This is a genomic window from Lysinibacillus sp. FSL K6-1151 (assembly GCF_038630755.1).
In the GTDB taxonomy this organism is placed as follows: Bacteria; Bacillota; Bacilli; order Bacillales_A; family Planococcaceae; genus Lysinibacillus; species Lysinibacillus fusiformis_D.
The window spans coordinates 2,864,403-2,882,981 of sequence record NZ_CP152040.1 but is presented as its reverse complement, the minus strand read 5'-3'; the positions used below and the strand labels follow the sequence as shown (position 1 = coordinate 2,882,981).

The following is an 18,579-nucleotide window of genomic DNA, read 5'->3' as shown; positions in this document are numbered from 1 at the left end:
AATGAATGAGCCATTAAAGTACTTTATCGAAAGCAATATACCACAAATTGAAGAAACCATGTATGCACTTGTTGAAAAAATTGATGCACCAGCAGATTTAAAGGAATCCATGCTTTATTCATTAAAGGCAGGCGGTAAACGTATTCGTCCACTTTTTGTCTTAGCTGTGCTTGAGCTTTACCGTAAAAATTTACAGGACGGTTTGATTGTCGGTTCTGTAATTGAAATCATTCACACATATTCATTAATCCATGATGATTTACCGAGCATGGATAATGATGATTTTAGAAGAGGCAAGCCAACAAATCATAAGGTGTATGGAGAAGCACTGGCTACATTAGCTGGAGATGCTTTAAATACATTGGCATTTGGCATTTTAGCGCGTATGGAAGTGTCTGCTGAAAAACGCATTGAACTTGTCCAATTGCTTACCGTAGCAGCAGGCGCAGAAGGCATGGTTGGTGGTCAAGTACTTGATATGGAAGGGGAGCAACGTCAACTGAATTTAGCTGAACTGGAACAGGTACATGTCAATAAAACAGGTGCTTTATTGCGCTTTAGTATTGAAGCGGGAGCTGTATTAGCAGATGTATCAGCGCAGGACCGTGCTACTTTGAAGGAATATGCGCATCATATCGGTCTTGCTTTCCAAATTCAAGACGATATTTTAGATATTGAAGGAACGACAGAAGAACTAGGAAAAACAGCTGGGAAAGATGTAGCTAGTGATAAAAGCACCTACCCAGCACTATTAACGTTAGAGGGAGCAAAAGAAAAGCTTGCTGAGCATTATCAACATGCCATTAATGCACTTGATCAATTACCAATAGATGTCAGCTTGTTACGTGACTTTGCTGCGTATATTGTTCATCGTAAAAACTAAGAGAAAATTAAGGCGTTGAAGGAAAAGAATATGCTAGAATAGGTGGGAACGTTTGCAATATGCAAACAATGGAGTGTTCGTACTTTTAGCATATTGATAACACTGTTATAATGGTGGAAACACAATTGCGGTGAATATTTTATTGAAAAGGTGTGTGAGAAAGGTGGATTTAAATAAAATAACTAGTCCATCCTTTTTAAAAAACTTAAATAGGAAGGAGCTTGAGCAACTTGCTCAAGAAATTCGTACCTTCTTAATCGAAAAATGTTCTGTCACAGGCGGGCATATCGGGCCGAATTTAGGCGTAGTTGAACTAACGATAATGCTGCATAAAATGTTTGACAGTCCAAAAGATAAGTTTTTGTGGGATGTTGGCCACCAAGCTTACGTGCATAAAATTTTAACAGGTCGTGCGAGTCAATTTGACACCCTGCGTCAGTTCAAAGGGCTTTGTGGATTTCCAAAGCGCGTGGAGAGTGAACATGATGAATGGGAAACAGGTCATAGCTCGACTTCCTTATCAGCAGCCATGGGTATGGCAGCAGCACGTGATATTAAAAAAGAACAAAGCTATGTTATCCCGATCATTGGTGATGGCGCTTTAACTGGTGGTATGGCACTGGAGGCTTTAAATCATATTGGGCATGCGAAAACGAATATGATTGTCATACTAAATGATAATGAAATGTCGATTGCACCAAATGTTGGTGCTTTACACAGTGTTTTAGGTCGTTTGCGTACAGCCAAGGAGTACTCCAAAGCGAAAGAAGAGCTAGAATCACTCATTAATAAAATTCCTGTATTAGGTGGTAAGCTTGCTTCTACAGCTGAACGTTTGAAGGACAGCTTAAAATATTTAGTGGTATCTGGAGTGTTTTTTGAGGAGCTAGGTTTTAAATATCTTGGTCCGATTGATGGACATGATTTCGAGGCTCTTGAAACGACTTTATCTTATGCGAAAAAAGTGAAAGGCCCAGTCCTTCTTCATGTGATTACGAAAAAAGGGAAAGGCTATAAACCTGCTGAGGACGATACTATTGGCAATTGGCATGGGACAGGTCCTTATAAAATTGAAAACGGTGCCTTTGTCAAGTCTGAGGCCAAGGGGCCAGCTTGGAGTAGTTTAGTTGCTGAGACGGTACGTAAAATTGCTCATGAGGATAAGCGTGTGGTGACCATTACACCCGCTATGCCTGTTGGCTCCAAGCTACAAGGCATACAAAAAGACTTCCCAAATCGTTTCTTTGATGTAGGAATTGCTGAACAACATGCAGCAACAATGGCAGCAGGTCTAGCCACACAGAAGATGAAGCCATTTCTAGCAATTTATTCTACATTCCTGCAACGTGCCTATGACCAAGTATTGCATGATATTGCTCGCCCAAATTTAAATGTCTTTATCGGTATTGATCGTGCTGGCTTAGTGGGAGCAGATGGAGAAACACATCAAGGTGTATTTGATATTGCGTTCCTTCGTCATATTCCAAACATGACGATTATGATGCCAAAGGATGAAAATGAAGGGCAGCATATGGTGAAAACAGCGATTGATTATGATGGTGGTCCTATTGCTCTTCGTTATCCACGAGGAAACGGTATAGGTGTGCCACTAGATGATGAGCTTGTCGCATTACCGATTGGTAGTTGGGAAGTATTGCGTGAGGGGAAAGATGCATCGATTTTGACATTTGGAACAACGATTCCAATGGCAATGGCAGCGGCTGACATGTTAGCACAGCAAGGGATCGACATTGAAGTAGTCAATGCTCGCTTTATCAAACCGATGGATGAAAATATGCTGCACCGTATATTAGCCGATCATAAACCGATTTTAACGATTGAAGAAGCAGTTCTACAAGGTGGGTTCGGTAGTGGTGTATTAGAATTTGCTCACGACCATGGTTATTTAAATGCGCTCATTGATCGTATGGGAATTCCAGATCAATATATCGAGCATGGTAACGTCGATCAGCTTCTTGCAGAAATTCATATGACTGCAGAGGATACGGTTGCACGTATGCATGTATTACTTCAACAAAAACAGCAAGTAGGTTTGAATAAATAATGACAAAACAACCAAAAGAACGAGTAGATATTTTACTTGTAGAGCGTGGATTATGTGAAACACGAGAGAAAGCAAAACGTTCCATTATGGCAGGACTTGTTTTTTCGAATGAAATACGTATTGATAAGGCAGGCGAGAAAATTGCCGTCGATGCACCGCTACAAGTAAAGGGCTCTGATTTAAAATATGTAAGTCGTGGTGGTCTGAAGCTAGAAAAGGCCCTGCAAATTTTTGATATGTCTGTAGAAGGGAAGCTAATGCTTGACATTGGCTCCTCTACAGGCGGCTTTACAGATTGTGCCTTACAACATGGCGCAAGACATTGTTATGCACTGGATGTTGGCTCGAACCAATTAGCTTGGAAAATTCGCTCGGATGAACGTGTCACGGTCATGGAAAAAACAAATTTTCGCTATACCACGGCAGCTGATTTATCAGAAGGCTTACCTGCTTTTGCCACTATTGATGTTAGCTTTATCTCGTTGTCACTAATTTTACCAGTCTTAAAAACATTATTGCTGCCAGGTGGTGATGTTATGGCATTGGTGAAACCTCAGTTTGAAGCGGGGAAAGATAAGGTTGGTAAAAAAGGGATTGTTCGTGATAAAAAAGTACATTTAGAAGTATTAGAAAAGACGGCCGCTATGGCGACAACGCTTGGCTTTGTCGTGAAGGATGCCTCTTTCTCTCCAATCACAGGTGGAGAAGGAAATATTGAATTTTTATTCCATTTAGTGAATCCTATTGGAGAAGAAGTCATCCCTGCATATACAGCTTTTAATGCACTCGTTGAAGAAGCGCATAATTCTTTAAAATAACACGTGCTCGCTTATTGAGCCGTGTTTTTTCTTGTGCTTTTTTGTTGAAAATGGTAGGGTGATTATACACATATACTATTATTTATAAGAGGTGATTTCGTTGAATAAAGGACAACGACATATACGGATTCGGGATATTATCGCCAATCATGAAATTGAAACACAAGATGATTTAGTCGATTTTTTAAAAGAAGCAGGCTATAATGTGACACAAGCTACGGTATCACGCGATATAAAAGAGCTACATTTAGTAAAAGTACCATTACAGGATGGTCGCTATAAATATAGTCTGCCCGCAGATCAGCGTTTCAACCCAGTCCAAAAATTACATCGTGCATTAGCAGATGCATTTGTAAGTATTGATGGCGCATCTCACTTTTTAGTGATGAAAGCTCTCCCAGGGAATGCGAATGCGATTGCATCCTTACTTGATCATTTAGATTGGCCAGAAATTTTAGGTACAATTTCTGGAGATGATACCATTTTAATTATTTGTCGAAATGAAAATGAGCGTGAAAATACAAAAAATCGCTTATTAGACATGCTTTAAAAAATGGGGAATTTGATTCAGAGGTGACAATTTGTGTTAAGAGAGCTTAGTATTCGAAACTTTGCTATCATTGAGGATTTGACAGTGAGTTTTTCAGAAGGCTTAACTGTACTCACAGGGGAAACGGGTGCTGGAAAATCCATTATCATTGATGCTGTGCATTTACTTGCGGGGGGACGAGGCAATACTGAATTTATTCGTCATGGCGCAAGAAAGGCAGAATTGGGTGGCTTATTTCAAATTTCGAGTTCCATTCATCCCGTTCTGAAAAAATTAGAAGAAGCAGGCATTGAAATAGAAGAAGATACCGTTATTTTACGCCGTGATTTAAATGATTCTGGTAAAAGTATTTGCCGTGTAAATGGAAAGCTTGTGCCCTTATCCGTTTTAAGAGATATTGGGGCAAGTCTCATTGATATTCATGGTCAACATGAAAATCAAGAGTTGATGGATGAAAAACAGCATATTAATTTGCTTGACCAGTTTGCAGAGGAAGAGCTGTCACCCATTCAAAAAACGTATAGTACTCACTATGATGAATACCGTTTACTCAAAAAAGACTTAGCCTCCATATCCATCGATGAACAATTGATGGCACAACGGATTGATTTGTATCAATTCCAAATAAAAGAGCTAGAGGAAGCTAATTTAAAGCTAGGTGAGGAAGACGAGCTCCTAGATGAACGTCGCCGTCTTATGAACTTCAATAAAATTTTTGAACGCTCTAGTGCAGCTTATGAGGCCATTCAAGGCGAATCGAAAGGACTCGATTGGATTGGTGCTGCTATGGGCGCGCTAGAAGATGCTGCAACAGTTGACGAACAATTTAAAGAAGCTTCTGAAGCGGTGACAACTGCGTTTTATGCCTTGCAGGATGCAGCCTATCAGGTCAAAAATGTATTAGATGAATTAGAATTTGATCCAGCTCGTTTAAATGAGGTTGAGCAACGTTTAGCGTTATTGCAAAATTTAAAGCGCAAATATGGTTCAACAGTGGAAGAAATTTTAGCGTATTACGAAAAAATTAAAACAGAGTTAAATGAGCTGTTGAATCGTGATGAAATATTGCAAGTGAAAGAACGACGTGTGTTAGAAATGGAAGCTGTGCTCAGTGAGCTGGCGAGTGAACTTTCAACTGTACGTAAAGCTGCCGCCCAGCAATTAAGTGAAGCAATTATGGCAGAGTTACGTGAATTACATATGGAAAAAGCAAAATTTATTGTCAATTTCGATGAATTACCATATTTTGATGCTAACGGGAAAGATCAGATCATTTTCTATATCTCTACAAACGTTGGAGAACCGCCGAAGTCTTTACCAAAAATTGCATCAGGCGGAGAATTATCGCGCATGATGCTTGCATTAAAAACCATTTTTTCCTCTTCTAATGGCATTACATCCATTATTTTTGATGAGGTTGATACGGGTGTCAGTGGCCGTGTGGCGCAAGCCATTGCAGAAAAAATAGCCGCGATTTCCGTTAATTCTCAAGTTTTATGTATTTCACATTTACCGCAAGTTGCTGCTATGGCTGATCATCATTACTTTATAAAAAAAGAAGTGGAGCATGATCGAACATTTACATCTTTATCAGAGATTGATCAAGATGCTCGAATTGAAGAAGTAAGTCGCATGATGTCCGGAACAGAAATTACCGCCTTAACATTACAGCATGCAACGGAACTTTTAAAAATGGCGGATGAACGAAAAAAACAGATGCGTTAAATTTTTATGTCAGGAACAGAGTCTGCTGTTTCTGGCTTTTTTCATTTTGCACAAATATTTACCGCTTATAAGAATGGCACAACAACACATAGTAAAAAGACAAAAATGAAAAGGAGGTGTCGTATGAATCGTCATTGGCGTCAATTAGTCATTTTGCCTATGCTCATCTTTTTGTTAGTGTTGCCTATACAAGCTTTTGCCGCCAAAAAGCTTATACCAATGGGCGAAGCGATTGGAATTCAACTTCAATTATCACATGTATTTGTAGCACATGATGTACTGTTAGCTTCCAATCAGTGGATGAAGGGAGGTGCTGTGATTGAAAAAATAAATGATGTCCCAGTAAAATCTCTTGCTGATGCCAAACAAGCTGTGGCAAAGGATGGCCAACAGAAATGGACGATCAATAGTGGTGGCCAACAAATTACACTGGAGTTACAAGACCAAGAAGCAGAGCATGTCATTTCCTTTTTAAAAGATGAAACAGATGGAGTAGGAACACTGACTTATATTGATCCAGAGACAAAAAATTACGGTGCACTAGGTCATCAAATTGTCGATTCAACCCTACAAGAAGCCCCTGTTTTTAAAGCAGGCTCCATATTTTTAGCTTCCATCCAACAAATTCGTAAAAGCACACCGGGTCAACCAGGCTATAAAATTTCCTCCATTGAAAAGCACCAAGAACGACTAGGCAGTATAGATAAAAATACTATTTATGGTATTTTTGGCCGTTGGGAAGAGGGTTATCAACAAAGATTGCCCAAAGCCATAGAAATTATGCATGAAAAAGATATAAAAGCTGGGAAAGCTGAAATCTATACAGCCATTGAAGGCAGTAAGGTGGAATCCTTTACAATAGAAATTACAAAAGTTGAAAATGAACGCCTTGAATTTTTAGTATCTGACAAAAAGCTCATCGAAAAAACCGGTGGTATTTTGCAGGGAATGAGTGGCAGTCCTATCATTCAAGACGGACGTTTTGTCGGTGCTGTGACACATATGTTTGTGGAGGAGCCGAAAAAAGGAGCAGCACTAACTGTAGCAGAAATGTTAAGAAGATCTTCCTAAAAAAATGATGAATGGTAAAAATCCGCTTTTTTCCGTGAGCATAGCAAGAGCCGCAGGAAGCTACGCGGATTTTTACCTTTTCAACAAGTATTTCTGATAACTTCCTGAAGGAGTCATGATATTTAAAAAAACTGTAGTTTTATCTACATTTTTTATCTAAAATAAGTAATAAGAGCATTCGACAGGTTGCAGCTATTTAGCGTAACTTGTCGATATAAAAAGAAAGTATCGGACTACATACTCATTTTTGGAAATAGAAAAGGTTTTTAAAACAAAAATGTCGAAAATTCCACAGTGTGCCAAAAACGGCATTTAGGGGTTAGGTTAACGCTTTGAGGTGTTCAAAGCAAGTCCAGAAGGAGGAATTGAAATGACAAAGGTAAAAGTAGCGATTGCAGATGATAATCGTGAGTTATTAAAAACAATGGAGCAGTATTTTCAAGGACATGCCGAAATAGAAATTATTGCAACTGCTTCAAATGGGAAAGTTTGTCTACAAATGCTTGAGGAATTCACACCAGATATTTTACTTCTAGATATAATAATGCCTCATCTTGACGGTTTAGCTGTATTAGAGTCCATGTATCAAAATGAGAAAATGGCATCCATCCAAGTCATTATGCTAACAGCTTTTGGCCAGGAAGATGTCATGAAACAAGCGGTCGATTTAGGGGCTTCCTATTTCATGCTAAAACCATTTGAATTCGATCAATTGGTACAAAAAATTCTACATTGTGCTGGACAGAAGGCGACACTTCCGAAAAAGACAAGCGTGTTACAACCGACAGTACCTCAAAAATTAAATCAGCATCAATTAGACAGCACGATTACGGCCATCATTAAAGAAATCGGTGTACCTGCACATATTAAAGGGTATTCTTATTTACGTGAAGCCATTCAAATGGTCTTTGAGGATATTGAGCTACTAGGATCTGTGACAAAAATTTTATATCCGGAAATCGCGAAAAAATTCAATACGACACCATCTCGCGTGGAACGTGCCATCCGACATGCCATTGAGGTTGCGTGGAATCGTGGCAATTATGAATCCATTTCGTCGATGTTTGGCTACACTGTGCATCACTTAAAATCCAAACCAACAAATAGTGAATTCATTGCCATGATCGCAGACAAAATCCGCATTGATATGATGGCTAGCTAAACGCCTAGTCTTAGCGGACATTGACAGAAAAACTGATTATAGCAATTATACTGCATATTTTTATAACGCCTTTTTTAGACAGTTTAACCACTGTTTAGAAAGGCGTATTTTTATGTTTCTTATAATCGAAATGGACCGTTATATGTTGGATTGTTCCGCAAAAAAGCCTTGGTTTATTTTCTATAAAATGTACCCTCATGTACTTAAACTTTGTTACCTTAAGCCTTAATTTCAGCAAAAAAGCAAAAGATAATGCTACGCCTTTTCATAAACATCAAATAAAAATATAGGCAAATAAGGCAACAGTAGATTTTACTTATGACTTTGGTTATACTGCTTGGTAATAGTTTATTTTTTCTACCCCGTCTGTTTGGGGTATTTTTTTATTGCATTCATTGATTGAGAAGTAATTATAAAGTAGGTGTTCAAAATGAAAACTGTAAATTTCCAACTGGATGGAATGAATTCGCTAGAAATCACACAAATAGAGGAAAATTTATTTGAGGTGCGTGTCGCATTAGATGGTAAAATAAGTATGAATTATATGAATCGTGAGCAATTGAAACAAATTGGTTCCACTTACTATATTGAAAATAGCCAAATATGTATTGATGACCTATTGAAAAATTAAAAAAATGTAGTATAAAAGAACTAAAAAGAACTATGATTAAGTGCGATGCAACCCCTTACTACCTGTTCTAGGAATACGATTGTTCAATCTAATCTAATGGAATAACTTAGAAAATATCATCAATTATAATAAAAAAACACAAAAACAAGCAGAAAAATAGTGTTAAATAACTAATTTATTTTTTTAAAAATAAAATATTGTCGGATATATTAATGGTTTAGTAGTACTATTTTCTTTCTAGGTAGTGACAATGGTCTCTAAACAAATGGAAGGTGATTGTATATACTTACATGTAGAGGGAAGGAGGAGGTAGCTTGATTCTAGTTCGAAATGAAAACTTCGAAATTTCTGAAGAAAATGGCAAGGTATTTATGCTTACTTTTAATGCCGGTTTCCCATTAAAAGAATTTGATAGCATTCTACGTAGTCATCCACGACTTAAATTATCTAATTTTTCAATTTTAAAAACCGTGTTGTCAACCCAAAATACAAGCCTGGTTGAAATTGGTCGCTGGCTTCCGAATGTGGAAGCTGAAATAGCACGTGATAAAATGTCAGCCTCTATTTTTATATATGAAACGCTCGAATATATTCAAAATAATCACGAAAAATTGACACAACAAGTACATGAAACACTTGAAGAAAAAGGCATTGTACATGGAATATTAGATTTTGATATTTCGAAGGCTGAGCCAGGAAAAGCATTTTTAATTGCTCAAGGAGAACCACCTGTAGCAGGAATGGATGCACAAATTACATACTTACCTAAGCCAGAGAGAAAGCCGGTCATTCGTGACGACGGTAAAGCAGATTACTATGATATGAATTTCATTTCAGAAATTTCAGAAGGCTCATGGCTAGGTGAAAAGATTCCTGCTACATTAGGTAAAGCAGGGAAAAATGTGCTAGGTGAAGTAGTTGCTGCTGTACCGGGGCGAGATTTTCCTATAAAATACGATACAAAATCTGCCTATGAAGTGGAAGAGGACGGAAAAGTTGTAATCCGCTCGAAAATTGCCGGTGTTTTAGATGATGTTAAGGGGATGATTGGTGTAAACCGACACCTTCCTATAAACGGCGATGTTGGAGTGGAAACAGGCAATCTCGAATTTAATGGTTCACTTAGTATTAAAGGAACGGTGACAAGTGGCTATACAGTGATTGCGACTGGTGATATTTCCATCGATGGTGCAGAGGGTGTAAGCGGTGCCAAGCTTATTAAATCCATTGAGGGTGACGTTTATATTCGTGGGGGCATTTTTGGACTCGGTTCAACAATAGTGGAAGCAGGGGGCAATATATTTGTAAAGCATGTGAATGAAGCGAATTTATTTGCAGGTGATAGTATTCATATTGGTTTTTATGCGCTAGGCTCACAGCTTTCTGCCCATTCCATTTATGTGGACGAACGAAAAGGTAAAATTATTGGGGGACGTGCGGTAGCTAAAAATACTATTGTCACGGCCATTTCAGGCAATCGCTTAGAGCGCCGAACTGATTTGATAATTGAAAGCATCAATAAGCAAGAAAATAATTCTGTCATGCAAGAAAAAGCAGCACAGCTAAAAGAAATTCAAGCGGAAATTTCTGCCCATGAGATGAAAATGAAAAGCTTATTGCCATTTCTCAATCAAATGTCCAAAGAACAAACGGCTTCATTTGAAGAGACAAAGCAAGCTTTAACAAAATTAAAGGCTGAAGCCTTAACATTAGATCGTGAAGTTAAAATATTAATGGATGAAATGCGTCATGTCGGAAAAGAAGAAATTATTGTAACAAAAGAGGCACATCCTGGTACGTATATTCAAATTGGTAGAAAATCATCGTTATTAAGCAAAATGACGAATGGTAAATTCCTGCTCGAATTTGGTGAGTTAAATGTCTAATTCATCATGTATCCCTGTCTTTGCACATCGAGGTGCATCTGCTTATGCATTGGAGAATACCTTTCAGGCTTTTGAAAAAGCATTAGAGCTAGGGGCGGACGGGATTGAATTAGATATTCAATTTTCAAAAGAGGGATTACCTGTAATCTATCATGATCCACAGTTATCAAGACTCGTCGGCACCAATAAACTGGTGAGTGATTGTACGATAGAGGAGCTTCTGCGCTTTAAACTAGGAAAGCCTTGGAGACGTCTATTTTCATCGTATAAAATACCAGCATTTGATGCGGTTTTAGCATGGGCAAATCAACAGCAGCTACCATTGAATATTGAATTAAAATCAACGATCCTGGACAATAGAAGTGGTCTGATTAACTTCCTTCGAGGCTTAGTTCTGCCAACGGGAAGTCATTTTTCGTCCTTTCACTACGAGCTTCTAGAGATTGTGAAAGCGCATAGACCTGAATATGAAACAGCTCTTATTGCCACGAAAAAAATAAAATGGGATTTGCTAGCTGATTATCAAGGGGCTGACTGTGTCCATATGCATAAAAGATATTATAAACCAAGATACTTAGAGGCTTGTGTCACAAGTGAGAAAGCATGCCGTTTTTATGCAATAGATGGCTCAGAGCCTTTCTTAACAAATCCACATCATGCTGTGATTGGTTGGATTACAGATTATCCTGATAGAGTCATCGCAGCACAGCAGCGTCTATAAAAATAGCTATCCAGTAAGTCAGTGAGACTTATGTGGATAGCTATTTTTATTTTTTCTGAAAGCGTGGTGCTACTTTTCCATTTTTTCGGTCGCGATGTAGTAAAAATCCTGCGAAAAATCCAAAGCCTATTACAAAGAAAATAACACCTACTACAAATTGTAGCCATAAAAATGGGAATGGTGAAATGAGTTTACCAAATAATGTATCACGCATAAATTTAATGCCACCTGCAGCCATAAGACCTGGAATAAGCATTACAATAAATGCAGCTAAACGGGCCATGCATACCCCTCCTTATTCCTATGATTAATTGTACCTGTGGATGATGGAATGTCAAGGAAGGGAGAAATCAATATAATATTTTTAAATAAAAACGAGGAAGGACATAAAGTAGCGGCTGTAACAGAATGTTTAGAAAATTCTTACTTAAATAAGAATATGTAATAATAGTTGCGAAATTGTGAATTTGTCAGTATTGTAAAAATAAGTGGAGCAATATTATCCATTACTAAACAATTTTTTCTTCATACATTGGGGTCTAAACACCTACTGAATAAGAGGGGCTCAGTTTTACTGAGATGGCAACGCGATGGAGACAGGATTGTTAGATAAAACTTGATTGGATGGGCATTTGGGGATGCACTTTCCAAAGCAAAGGGGCGAGTTTCATGGAAATCTTCAAGTATATGGAAAAGTATGATTATGAACAATTGGTATTTTGCCAAGATGAAGCATCAGGGTTAAAAGCGGTTATCGCTATCCATGATACGACACTTGGACCAGCACTAGGTGGAGCACGTATGTGGACATATGCATCAGAAGAAAATGCAATTGAAGATGCGTTACGTTTAGCAAGGGGTATGACTTACAAAAATGCTGCAGCTGGTTTAAACCTTGGCGGTGGAAAAACGGTCATTATAGGTGACCCATTTAAAGATAAAAATGAAGAAATGTTTCGTGCATTAGGTCGTTTTATCCAAGGATTGAATGGCCGTTATATTACAGCCGAAGACGTAGGTACAACGGTATCGGATATGGATTTAATCCATGAAGAAACAAACTATGTAACAGGAATTTCTCCTGCATTTGGTTCTTCAGGTAACCCATCTCCAGTAACAGCGTATGGCGTTTACCGTGGTATGAAAGCGGCGGCAAAAGAAGCATTTGGTTCCGATTCATTAGAAGGATTAAAAGTTTCTGTACAGGGTCTAGGAAATGTAGCCTACAAGCTTTGCGAGTATTTACATAATGAAGGGGCAAAACTTGTTGTAACAGATATCAATCAGGCGGCCATTGATCGAGTTGTTAATGACTTCGACGCTATTGCAGTGGCACCCGATGAAATTTATGCGCAGGAAGTCGATATTTTCTCACCATGTGCATTAGGCGCTATTTTAAACGATGAAACAATTCCACAACTAAAAGCGAAAGTGATTGCTGGATCTGCTAATAACCAATTAAAAGATTCTCGCCATGGTGACTATTTGCATGAATTAGGTATCGTCTATGCACCAGACTATGTGATCAATGCTGGTGGCGTGATAAACGTTGCAGATGAATTATATGGTTATAATCGTGAACGTGCAATGAAACGCGTTGATGGTATTTATGATAGTATTGAAAAAATCTTTGCTATTTCTAAACGAGATGGCATTCCAACATATGTGGCAGCGAATCGCTTAGCTGAGGAACGTATCGCTCGTGTAGCGAAATCTCGCAGCCAATTCTTAAAAAATGAAAAAAATATTTTACACGGTCGCTAATCGACATGGTTGATACATTATGAGAAGTCGCATTGTCGACTTCTTCTATTTTCAACCAGAAATAAGGATCTCGATGAAGTGAAGCTAAAGCTCTTCTAAAGCAAGAACTAACCGTTGGAAAATTGGTAAGTTGGTTGTTTAATAGATAGATTACTTTAGCATTTTTCTCAAAAGGGGGAATAAACATGGCTCAAAATTATGATGTTGTCATCTTAGGTGGAGGTACAGGCGGATATGTTGCTGCCATTCGAGCTGCGCAGTTGGGCTTGAAAACAGCTATTGTAGAACGTGAACGCTTAGGCGGAACTTGCTTGCATAAAGGTTGTATCCCAAGTAAAGCCTTACTTCGAAGTGCGGAAGTATACCGCATGGCTAATAAAACAGCTAGTGACTATGGTGTCGATATTGAAGGTGTGACATTGCAATTTGACAAAGTTCAGGCTAGAAAACAAGCCATCGTTGAGCAATTAAGTCAAGGTGTGAATACACTGATGAAAAAAGGCAAAATAGATGTTTATCATGGTACAGGGCGAATTTTAGGGCCATCTATTTTCTCTCCTATGCCAGGCACGATTTCTGTAGAGATGTCCAATGGTGATGAAAATGAAATGCTTGTTCCTACAAACGTTGTCATTGCAACGGGTTCAAAGCCTCGTGGAATGGCAGGCTTAACGGTTGATGGGCAATATGTGCTGAATTCAGATCATGCCTTAGCGTTAGAAAAATTACCAAAATCATTATTAATCGTTGGTGGCGGTGTCATTGGAATTGAGTGGGCATCTATGCTATGCGATTTTGGTGTGTATGTAACGATCGTCGAATACGGTCCATCGATTTTACCAGCAGAAGATGCAGATATCGTCAAAGAAGTGACGAAACAGCTTGAAAAACGAGGTGTTCGCATTGTGACGAATGCTCGACTAGATGCGAGTACATTCAAAATTGAAAATGATAACGTTTTCATTTCAGCGACGGTGGATGATAAAGAAGAAATTTTTGAAGCAGATAAACTATTACTTTGTGTAGGACGTGAGGCGAATACGCAAGGTATTGGCTTAGAAAATACAGAAATCGAAGTTGAAAATGGCTTTATTAAGGTGAATGATTCCTATCAAACGAAGGAATCCCATATGTATGCTATAGGTGATGTGATTGGTGGCTTACAATTAGCACATGTTGCTTCTCATGAAGGAATGGCAGCTATTGAACATATTGCAACAGGTAAAACAGAGAAATTGGATGATTTGAAAGTACCAAAATGTGTTTACTCATATCCAGAGGTTGCCAGCATTGGCTTGACAGAGCGTGCTGCAAAAGAACGTGGATTTTCATTAAAGATTGGTAAATTCCCATTCAAGGCTATTGGGAAAGCATTAGTTAATGGTGAGGCAGAGGGCTTTGTCAAAATTATTGCGGATGAAGAAACAGATGATATTTTGGGTATTCATATGGTAGGGCCTCATGTGACCGATTTAATTGGGGAAGCATCATTAGCGAAAGTATTAGATGCAACGCCATGGGAAATTAGTCAGGCTATTCATCCACATCCATCGTTAAATGAGGTTTTAGTGGAATCTGCTTTAGCGGTTGATGATCGTGCTATCCATTTTTAATTTTCTGAATTTCATAACTAACGTATCCAAATGTGGGGATATAGGATAAGATAGTTATTTCTCTATAATACGAAAGGGGTGTTCGTATGCAAGATGTACAAATCAAACATGAAGATTTAGGTTTGTCAAATGAAGATGTACTTGCTATGTTCGAAACAATGTTAATGGCCAGAAGATTAGATGAGCGTATGTGGTTATTAAATCGCTCTGGTAAAATTCCGTTTGTTATTTCTTGTCAAGGCCAGGAGGCAGCACAAGTTGGAGCAGCCTTTGCACTTGATAATAATAAGGATTATATTGCACCATATTATCGTGATATGGGTGTGGTTTTACATTTTGGTATGACACCAAGAGAACTGATGTTGTCTGCATTTGCAAAAGCAGAAGATCCAAACTCCGGTGGTCGTCAAATGCCAGGTCACTTTGGTCAAAAGAAAAATCGTATTCTAACAGGATCATCTCCTGTCACAACGCAAGTTCCGCACGCAGTTGGTGTTGCGCTTGCTGGACGTCTACAAAAAGAAGATTTTGTTTCTTTCGTTACGCTTGGGGAAGGTTCATCTAACCAAGGAGATTTCCATGAAGGAGCAAACTTTGCGGGTGTTCATAAGCTACCCGTTATTATTATGGTAGAAAACAATCAATATGCTATCTCTGTGCCAGTTGAACGTCAATTAGGCTGTGCCAAAGTATCTGATCGTGGTATTGGTTACGGTATGCCGGGTGTGACGGTAGATGGTAAATGTCCATTACAAGTGTATAAAGTGGTAAAAGAAGCAGCAGACCGTGCACGTAATGGAGAAGGTCCAAGCTTAATTGAAACGGTGACATATCGTTTAACAGCCCATTCTTCAGATGATGACGATCGTCAATATCGTACGGCTGAAGATATTGCAGAAGGTAAAGCAAAAGATCCGATTCTATTATTTGAAAAGTATCTGATGGATGCTGGCGTTATGACAGAAACAATTCGCACTGAAATGGAACAACGTGTGATGGCTGAAGTAAATGAAGCAACAGATTATGCAGAAGCGGCTCCATATGCACAACCAGAGCATGCACTTAAATATGTTTATGCACCAGTGGACGGAGGTGACATGTAATGGCAGTTATGTCTTATATTGATGCGATTACATTAGCAATGAAAGAAGAGATGGAACGTGATGAGCGTGTTTTCATTTTAGGAGAGGACGTTGGTCGTAAAGGTGGGGTATTTAAAGCCACAAATGGACTATACGATCAATTCGGCGAATATCGCGTGCTAGATACACCACTTGCAGAAAGTGCCATCGCAGGCGTTGGAATTGGTGCTGCAATGTATGGTATGCGTCCAATTGCAGAAATGCAATTTGCTGATTTCATTATGCCAGCTGTCAATCAAATCGTTTCGGAGGCAGCGAAAATTCGTTACCGTTCCAATAACGATTGGACTTGTCCAATGGTCATCCGTGCTCCTTTTGGTGGAGGCATCCACGGTGCACTTTATCATTCACAATCCGTTGAAGCACTTTTTGCTGGGACACCAGGTTTGAAAATTGTCATACCATCAACACCATATGATGCAAAAGGTTTACTGAAAGCGGCGATTCGTGATGAAGATCCGGTATTATTTTTCGAACATAAACGCGCGTATCGCTTAATAAAAGGTGAAGTACCGCTAGATGATTACACATTACCAATTGGTAAAGCAGATGTGAAACGTGAAGGGGACGATGTAACAGTAATTACGTATGGTTTAGCAGTTCACTTTGCCCTCCAAGCGGCTGAACGTCTAGCTGCAGATGGTATTTCCGCTCATATCCTTGATTTGCGTACGGTTTATCCTCTTGATAAAGAAGCGATTATTGAGGCTGCAAGTAAAACAGGCAAAGTATTACTTGTCACAGAGGATAATAAAGAAGGCAGTATCATGAGTGAAGTTGCCGCGATTATTGCAGAACATTGTTTATTTGAGCTTGATGCTCCAATTCAACGTCTAGCAGGACCTGATGTGCCAGCCATGCCATATGCACCAACAATGGAGAAATATTTTATGATTAATCCTGATAAAGTTGAACGTGCAATGCGAGAACTTGCTGCGTTCTAACAGATCACAATAAGGCTGAATGAAAAAACGAAAAGCCTCAGACGGATGAACAGATTTTGACTTACGTGTAGGTAAGTCAAAATTTGTCTAATTGCCTATCTACGTTTAATGATTTTAGCGCTGCATCAGGTACAAGGACGCCTAGGCTTAATTGATGGGAGGAATAAAGGATGTCAGTTCAAAATATTACAATGCCACAGCTCGGCGAAAGTGTAACAGAAGGTACAATTGAAAAATGGCTTGTTAAGCCTGGAGATACAGTTAAAAAATATGATTCATTAGCAGAGGTTGTTACAGATAAAGTAAATGCTGAAATCCCATCATCATTTGAAGGGGTTATTACGGAGCTTCTTGCGCAAGAAGGTCAAACCTTGCCAGTTGGGGCAGTCGTATGCTCGATTGAAATAGCTGGAGAGGGCGAATTACCACCTCCACCAGCTGAAAAAAAATCAGCAGTAAGCACAGCTATTTTAAATGCTGGTGTTCAAAAGAAACAGGAGGCACCACAGCAGGTGGCAGCTCCAGCAGCTGCACCAAAAGAGGCGCGTAAAGATAAAGTACGCTACTCACCAGCCGTTCTTCGACTTGCACAGGAGCACGATATTGCACTCGATCAAGTGACGGGCACAGGTGAAGGTGGTCGTATCACAAGAAAAGACCTGATAAAGCTAATTGAAACTGGCAATATCCCTACAGCAAATGATGTCGCACCAACTTCATCAACGGTGCAACCTACAGTTGAGCCAGCACCGACAGCACCACAGCAACAAGTGGAAAAAGCAGTTGCACCTGTACCTGTTCATCCTGGAGATATTGAAATTCCAGTGACAAAAGTGCGTCGTGCGATTGCAAATAATATGGTAAAAAGTGTCCATGAAGCACCACATGCTTGGATGATGATGGAAGTGGATGTAACAGATTTAGTGTCTTATCGTGATAGCTTAAAGAATGAATTTAAGCAAAAAGAGGGCTTTAATCTTACATATTTCGCCTTCTTTGTAAAAGCAGTTGCTCAAGCATTAAAGGAATTCCCAATGCTGAATTCAATGTGGGCGGAAGATAAAATTATCCAAAAGCATGACATCAATATTTCGATTGCAGTAGCAACAGATGATGCCCTATTTGTGCCTGTTATAAAACACGCAGATGAAAAATCCATTAAAGGAATTGCTAAAGAAATCCATGAACTTGCCAATAAAGTTCGTACAGGTAAATTGGCAATGGGTGACATTACTGGTGGTACATTTACTGTTAATAATACGGGAGCATTTGGCTCTGTTCAATCGATGGGGATCATTAATTACCCACAAGCAGCGATTCTTCAAGTGGAAAGCATTGTAAAAAAACCAGTCGTTTTACCAGGTGGAATGTTTGCTGCACGTGATATTGTGAATTTATGTTTATCATTAGATCATCGTGTGTTGGATGGACTTGTATGTGGTAAATTCCTAAATAGAGTGAAAGAAATACTCGAAAATACAAATAAATCTTCAACGTCAGTCTACTGATGACTCGTCGGAAACCTGCTGTATAAGGGTTTCCGATTTTTTTTATGCTTTTCGAGTCGCAATTTGTCATGTAGAATAACAAATAGAAACTACTAA

16 protein-coding genes are annotated in these 18,579 nt (G+C 38.9%); 15 read left to right on the top strand and 1 reads right to left on the bottom strand.

Going from position 1 to position 18,579, the window contains the following annotated elements; all coding sequences use genetic code 11:
- Position 1: 1 nt before the first annotated feature.
- The 10 genes from MHI04_RS13855 to MHI04_RS13810 all read left to right on the top strand — a co-directional run bounded on the left by MHI04_RS13855 (position 2) and on the right by MHI04_RS13810 (position 11,512).
- Entirely contained in the window at positions 2-883 is an 882-nt protein-coding gene (locus MHI04_RS13855; RefSeq protein ID WP_342534947.1) for a polyprenyl synthetase family protein, read from the top strand.
- 163 nt (positions 884-1,046) lie between these two features.
- A complete protein-coding gene (gene dxs, locus MHI04_RS13850; RefSeq protein WP_036122781.1) occupies positions 1,047-2,948 on the top strand; it encodes a 1-deoxy-D-xylulose-5-phosphate synthase in 1,902 nt (633 codons plus the stop codon).
- Positions 2,948-3,766 (top strand): TlyA family RNA methyltransferase, encoded by an 819-nt coding sequence (locus tag MHI04_RS13845; protein WP_141903606.1) that lies wholly within the window; start codon positions 2,948-2,950, stop codon positions 3,764-3,766. Before dxs ends, MHI04_RS13845 begins: the two co-directional genes overlap by 1 nt.
- 100 nt (positions 3,767-3,866) lie before the next feature.
- A complete protein-coding gene (gene argR / locus MHI04_RS13840) occupies positions 3,867-4,316 on the top strand; it encodes a transcriptional regulator ArgR (RefSeq protein WP_004231170.1) in 450 nt (149 codons plus the stop codon).
- 33 nt (positions 4,317-4,349) lie between these two features.
- Complete coding sequence (recN, locus tag MHI04_RS13835; RefSeq protein ID WP_342534946.1) at positions 4,350-6,041, top strand: DNA repair protein RecN; 1,692 nt, start codon at positions 4,350-4,352, stop codon at positions 6,039-6,041.
- 123 nt (positions 6,042-6,164) lie between these two features.
- Entirely contained in the window at positions 6,165-7,112 is a 948-nt protein-coding gene (locus tag MHI04_RS13830; RefSeq protein WP_036122795.1) for a SpoIVB peptidase S55 domain-containing protein, read from the top strand.
- 370 nt (positions 7,113-7,482) lie between these two features.
- A complete protein-coding gene (gene spo0A, locus MHI04_RS13825) occupies positions 7,483-8,274 on the top strand; it encodes a sporulation transcription factor Spo0A (protein ID WP_036122798.1) in 792 nt (263 codons plus the stop codon).
- Between the two features lie 430 nt (positions 8,275-8,704).
- Complete coding sequence (locus MHI04_RS13820; protein ID WP_058844033.1) at positions 8,705-8,905, top strand: hypothetical protein; 201 nt, start codon at positions 8,705-8,707, stop codon at positions 8,903-8,905.
- A 314-nt stretch (positions 8,906-9,219) separates the two neighbouring features.
- A complete protein-coding gene (locus tag MHI04_RS13815) occupies positions 9,220-10,791 on the top strand; it encodes a FapA family protein (RefSeq protein WP_058844034.1) in 1,572 nt (523 codons plus the stop codon).
- Positions 10,784-11,512 (top strand): glycerophosphodiester phosphodiesterase, encoded by a 729-nt coding sequence (locus MHI04_RS13810; protein ID WP_058844035.1) that lies wholly within the window; start codon positions 10,784-10,786, stop codon positions 11,510-11,512. Before MHI04_RS13815 ends, MHI04_RS13810 begins: the two co-directional genes overlap by 8 nt.
- A gap of 46 nt (positions 11,513-11,558) precedes the next feature.
- Here MHI04_RS13810 and MHI04_RS13805 read toward each other — a convergent pair whose 3' ends face one another.
- Positions 11,559-11,795 (bottom strand): DUF2627 domain-containing protein, encoded by a 237-nt coding sequence (locus MHI04_RS13805; protein ID WP_004231186.1) that lies wholly within the window; start codon positions 11,793-11,795, stop codon positions 11,559-11,561.
- Between the two features lie 386 nt (positions 11,796-12,181).
- On the opposite strand from MHI04_RS13805, the gene MHI04_RS13800 reads away from it, so the two are divergent.
- From MHI04_RS13800 to MHI04_RS13780, 5 genes are all read left to right on the top strand, one after another.
- On the top strand, positions 12,182-13,276 hold the full coding sequence (locus MHI04_RS13800; RefSeq protein WP_048392303.1) for a Glu/Leu/Phe/Val dehydrogenase: 1,095 nt from the start codon (positions 12,182-12,184) through the stop codon (positions 13,274-13,276).
- Positions 13,277-13,461: 185 nt separating this feature from the next.
- Entirely contained in the window at positions 13,462-14,889 is a 1,428-nt protein-coding gene (gene lpdA / locus MHI04_RS13795) for a dihydrolipoyl dehydrogenase (RefSeq protein WP_058844036.1), read from the top strand.
- 86 nt (positions 14,890-14,975) lie between these two features.
- Positions 14,976-15,992 carry a thiamine pyrophosphate-dependent dehydrogenase E1 component subunit alpha gene (locus MHI04_RS13790; RefSeq protein WP_036122822.1) on the top strand — a complete coding sequence of 339 codons (1,017 nt, stop codon included), beginning with the start codon at positions 14,976-14,978 and terminating at the stop codon, positions 15,990-15,992.
- Entirely contained in the window at positions 15,992-16,975 is a 984-nt protein-coding gene (locus MHI04_RS13785) for an alpha-ketoacid dehydrogenase subunit beta (RefSeq protein WP_008179931.1), read from the top strand. Before MHI04_RS13790 ends, MHI04_RS13785 begins: the two co-directional genes overlap by 1 nt.
- Positions 16,976-17,145: 170 nt before the next feature.
- Entirely contained in the window at positions 17,146-18,483 is a 1,338-nt protein-coding gene (locus MHI04_RS13780; protein ID WP_058844037.1) for a dihydrolipoamide acetyltransferase family protein, read from the top strand.
- Positions 18,484-18,579 lie beyond the last annotated feature (96 nt).

Bases quoted from the DNA above. Each gene is read 5' to 3' on its own strand.
- MHI04_RS13855 (WP_342534947.1), top strand. From the start codon at position 2: ATGAATGAGCCATTAAAGTACTTTATCGAAAGCAATATACCACAAATT.
- MHI04_RS13845 (WP_141903606.1), top strand. From the start codon at position 2,948: ATGACAAAACAACCAAAAGAACGAGTAGATATTTTACTTGTAGAGCGT.
- MHI04_RS13830 (WP_036122795.1), top strand. From the start codon at position 6,165: ATGAATCGTCATTGGCGTCAATTAGTCATTTTGCCTATGCTCATCTTT.
- spo0A (WP_036122798.1), top strand. From the start codon at position 7,483: ATGACAAAGGTAAAAGTAGCGATTGCAGATGATAATCGTGAGTTATTA.
- MHI04_RS13820 (WP_058844033.1), top strand. From the start codon at position 8,705: ATGAAAACTGTAAATTTCCAACTGGATGGAATGAATTCGCTAGAAATC.
- MHI04_RS13810 (WP_058844035.1), top strand. From the start codon at position 10,784: ATGTCTAATTCATCATGTATCCCTGTCTTTGCACATCGAGGTGCATCT.
- MHI04_RS13805 (WP_004231186.1), bottom strand. From the start codon at position 11,795: ATGGCCCGTTTAGCTGCATTTATTGTAATGCTTATTCCAGGTCTTATG.
- MHI04_RS13800 (WP_048392303.1), top strand. From the start codon at position 12,182: ATGGAAATCTTCAAGTATATGGAAAAGTATGATTATGAACAATTGGTA.
- lpdA (WP_058844036.1), top strand. From the start codon at position 13,462: ATGGCTCAAAATTATGATGTTGTCATCTTAGGTGGAGGTACAGGCGGA.
- MHI04_RS13790 (WP_036122822.1), top strand. From the start codon at position 14,976: ATGCAAGATGTACAAATCAAACATGAAGATTTAGGTTTGTCAAATGAA.
- MHI04_RS13785 (WP_008179931.1), top strand. From the start codon at position 15,992: ATGGCAGTTATGTCTTATATTGATGCGATTACATTAGCAATGAAAGAA.
- MHI04_RS13780 (WP_058844037.1), top strand. From the start codon at position 17,146: ATGTCAGTTCAAAATATTACAATGCCACAGCTCGGCGAAAGTGTAACA.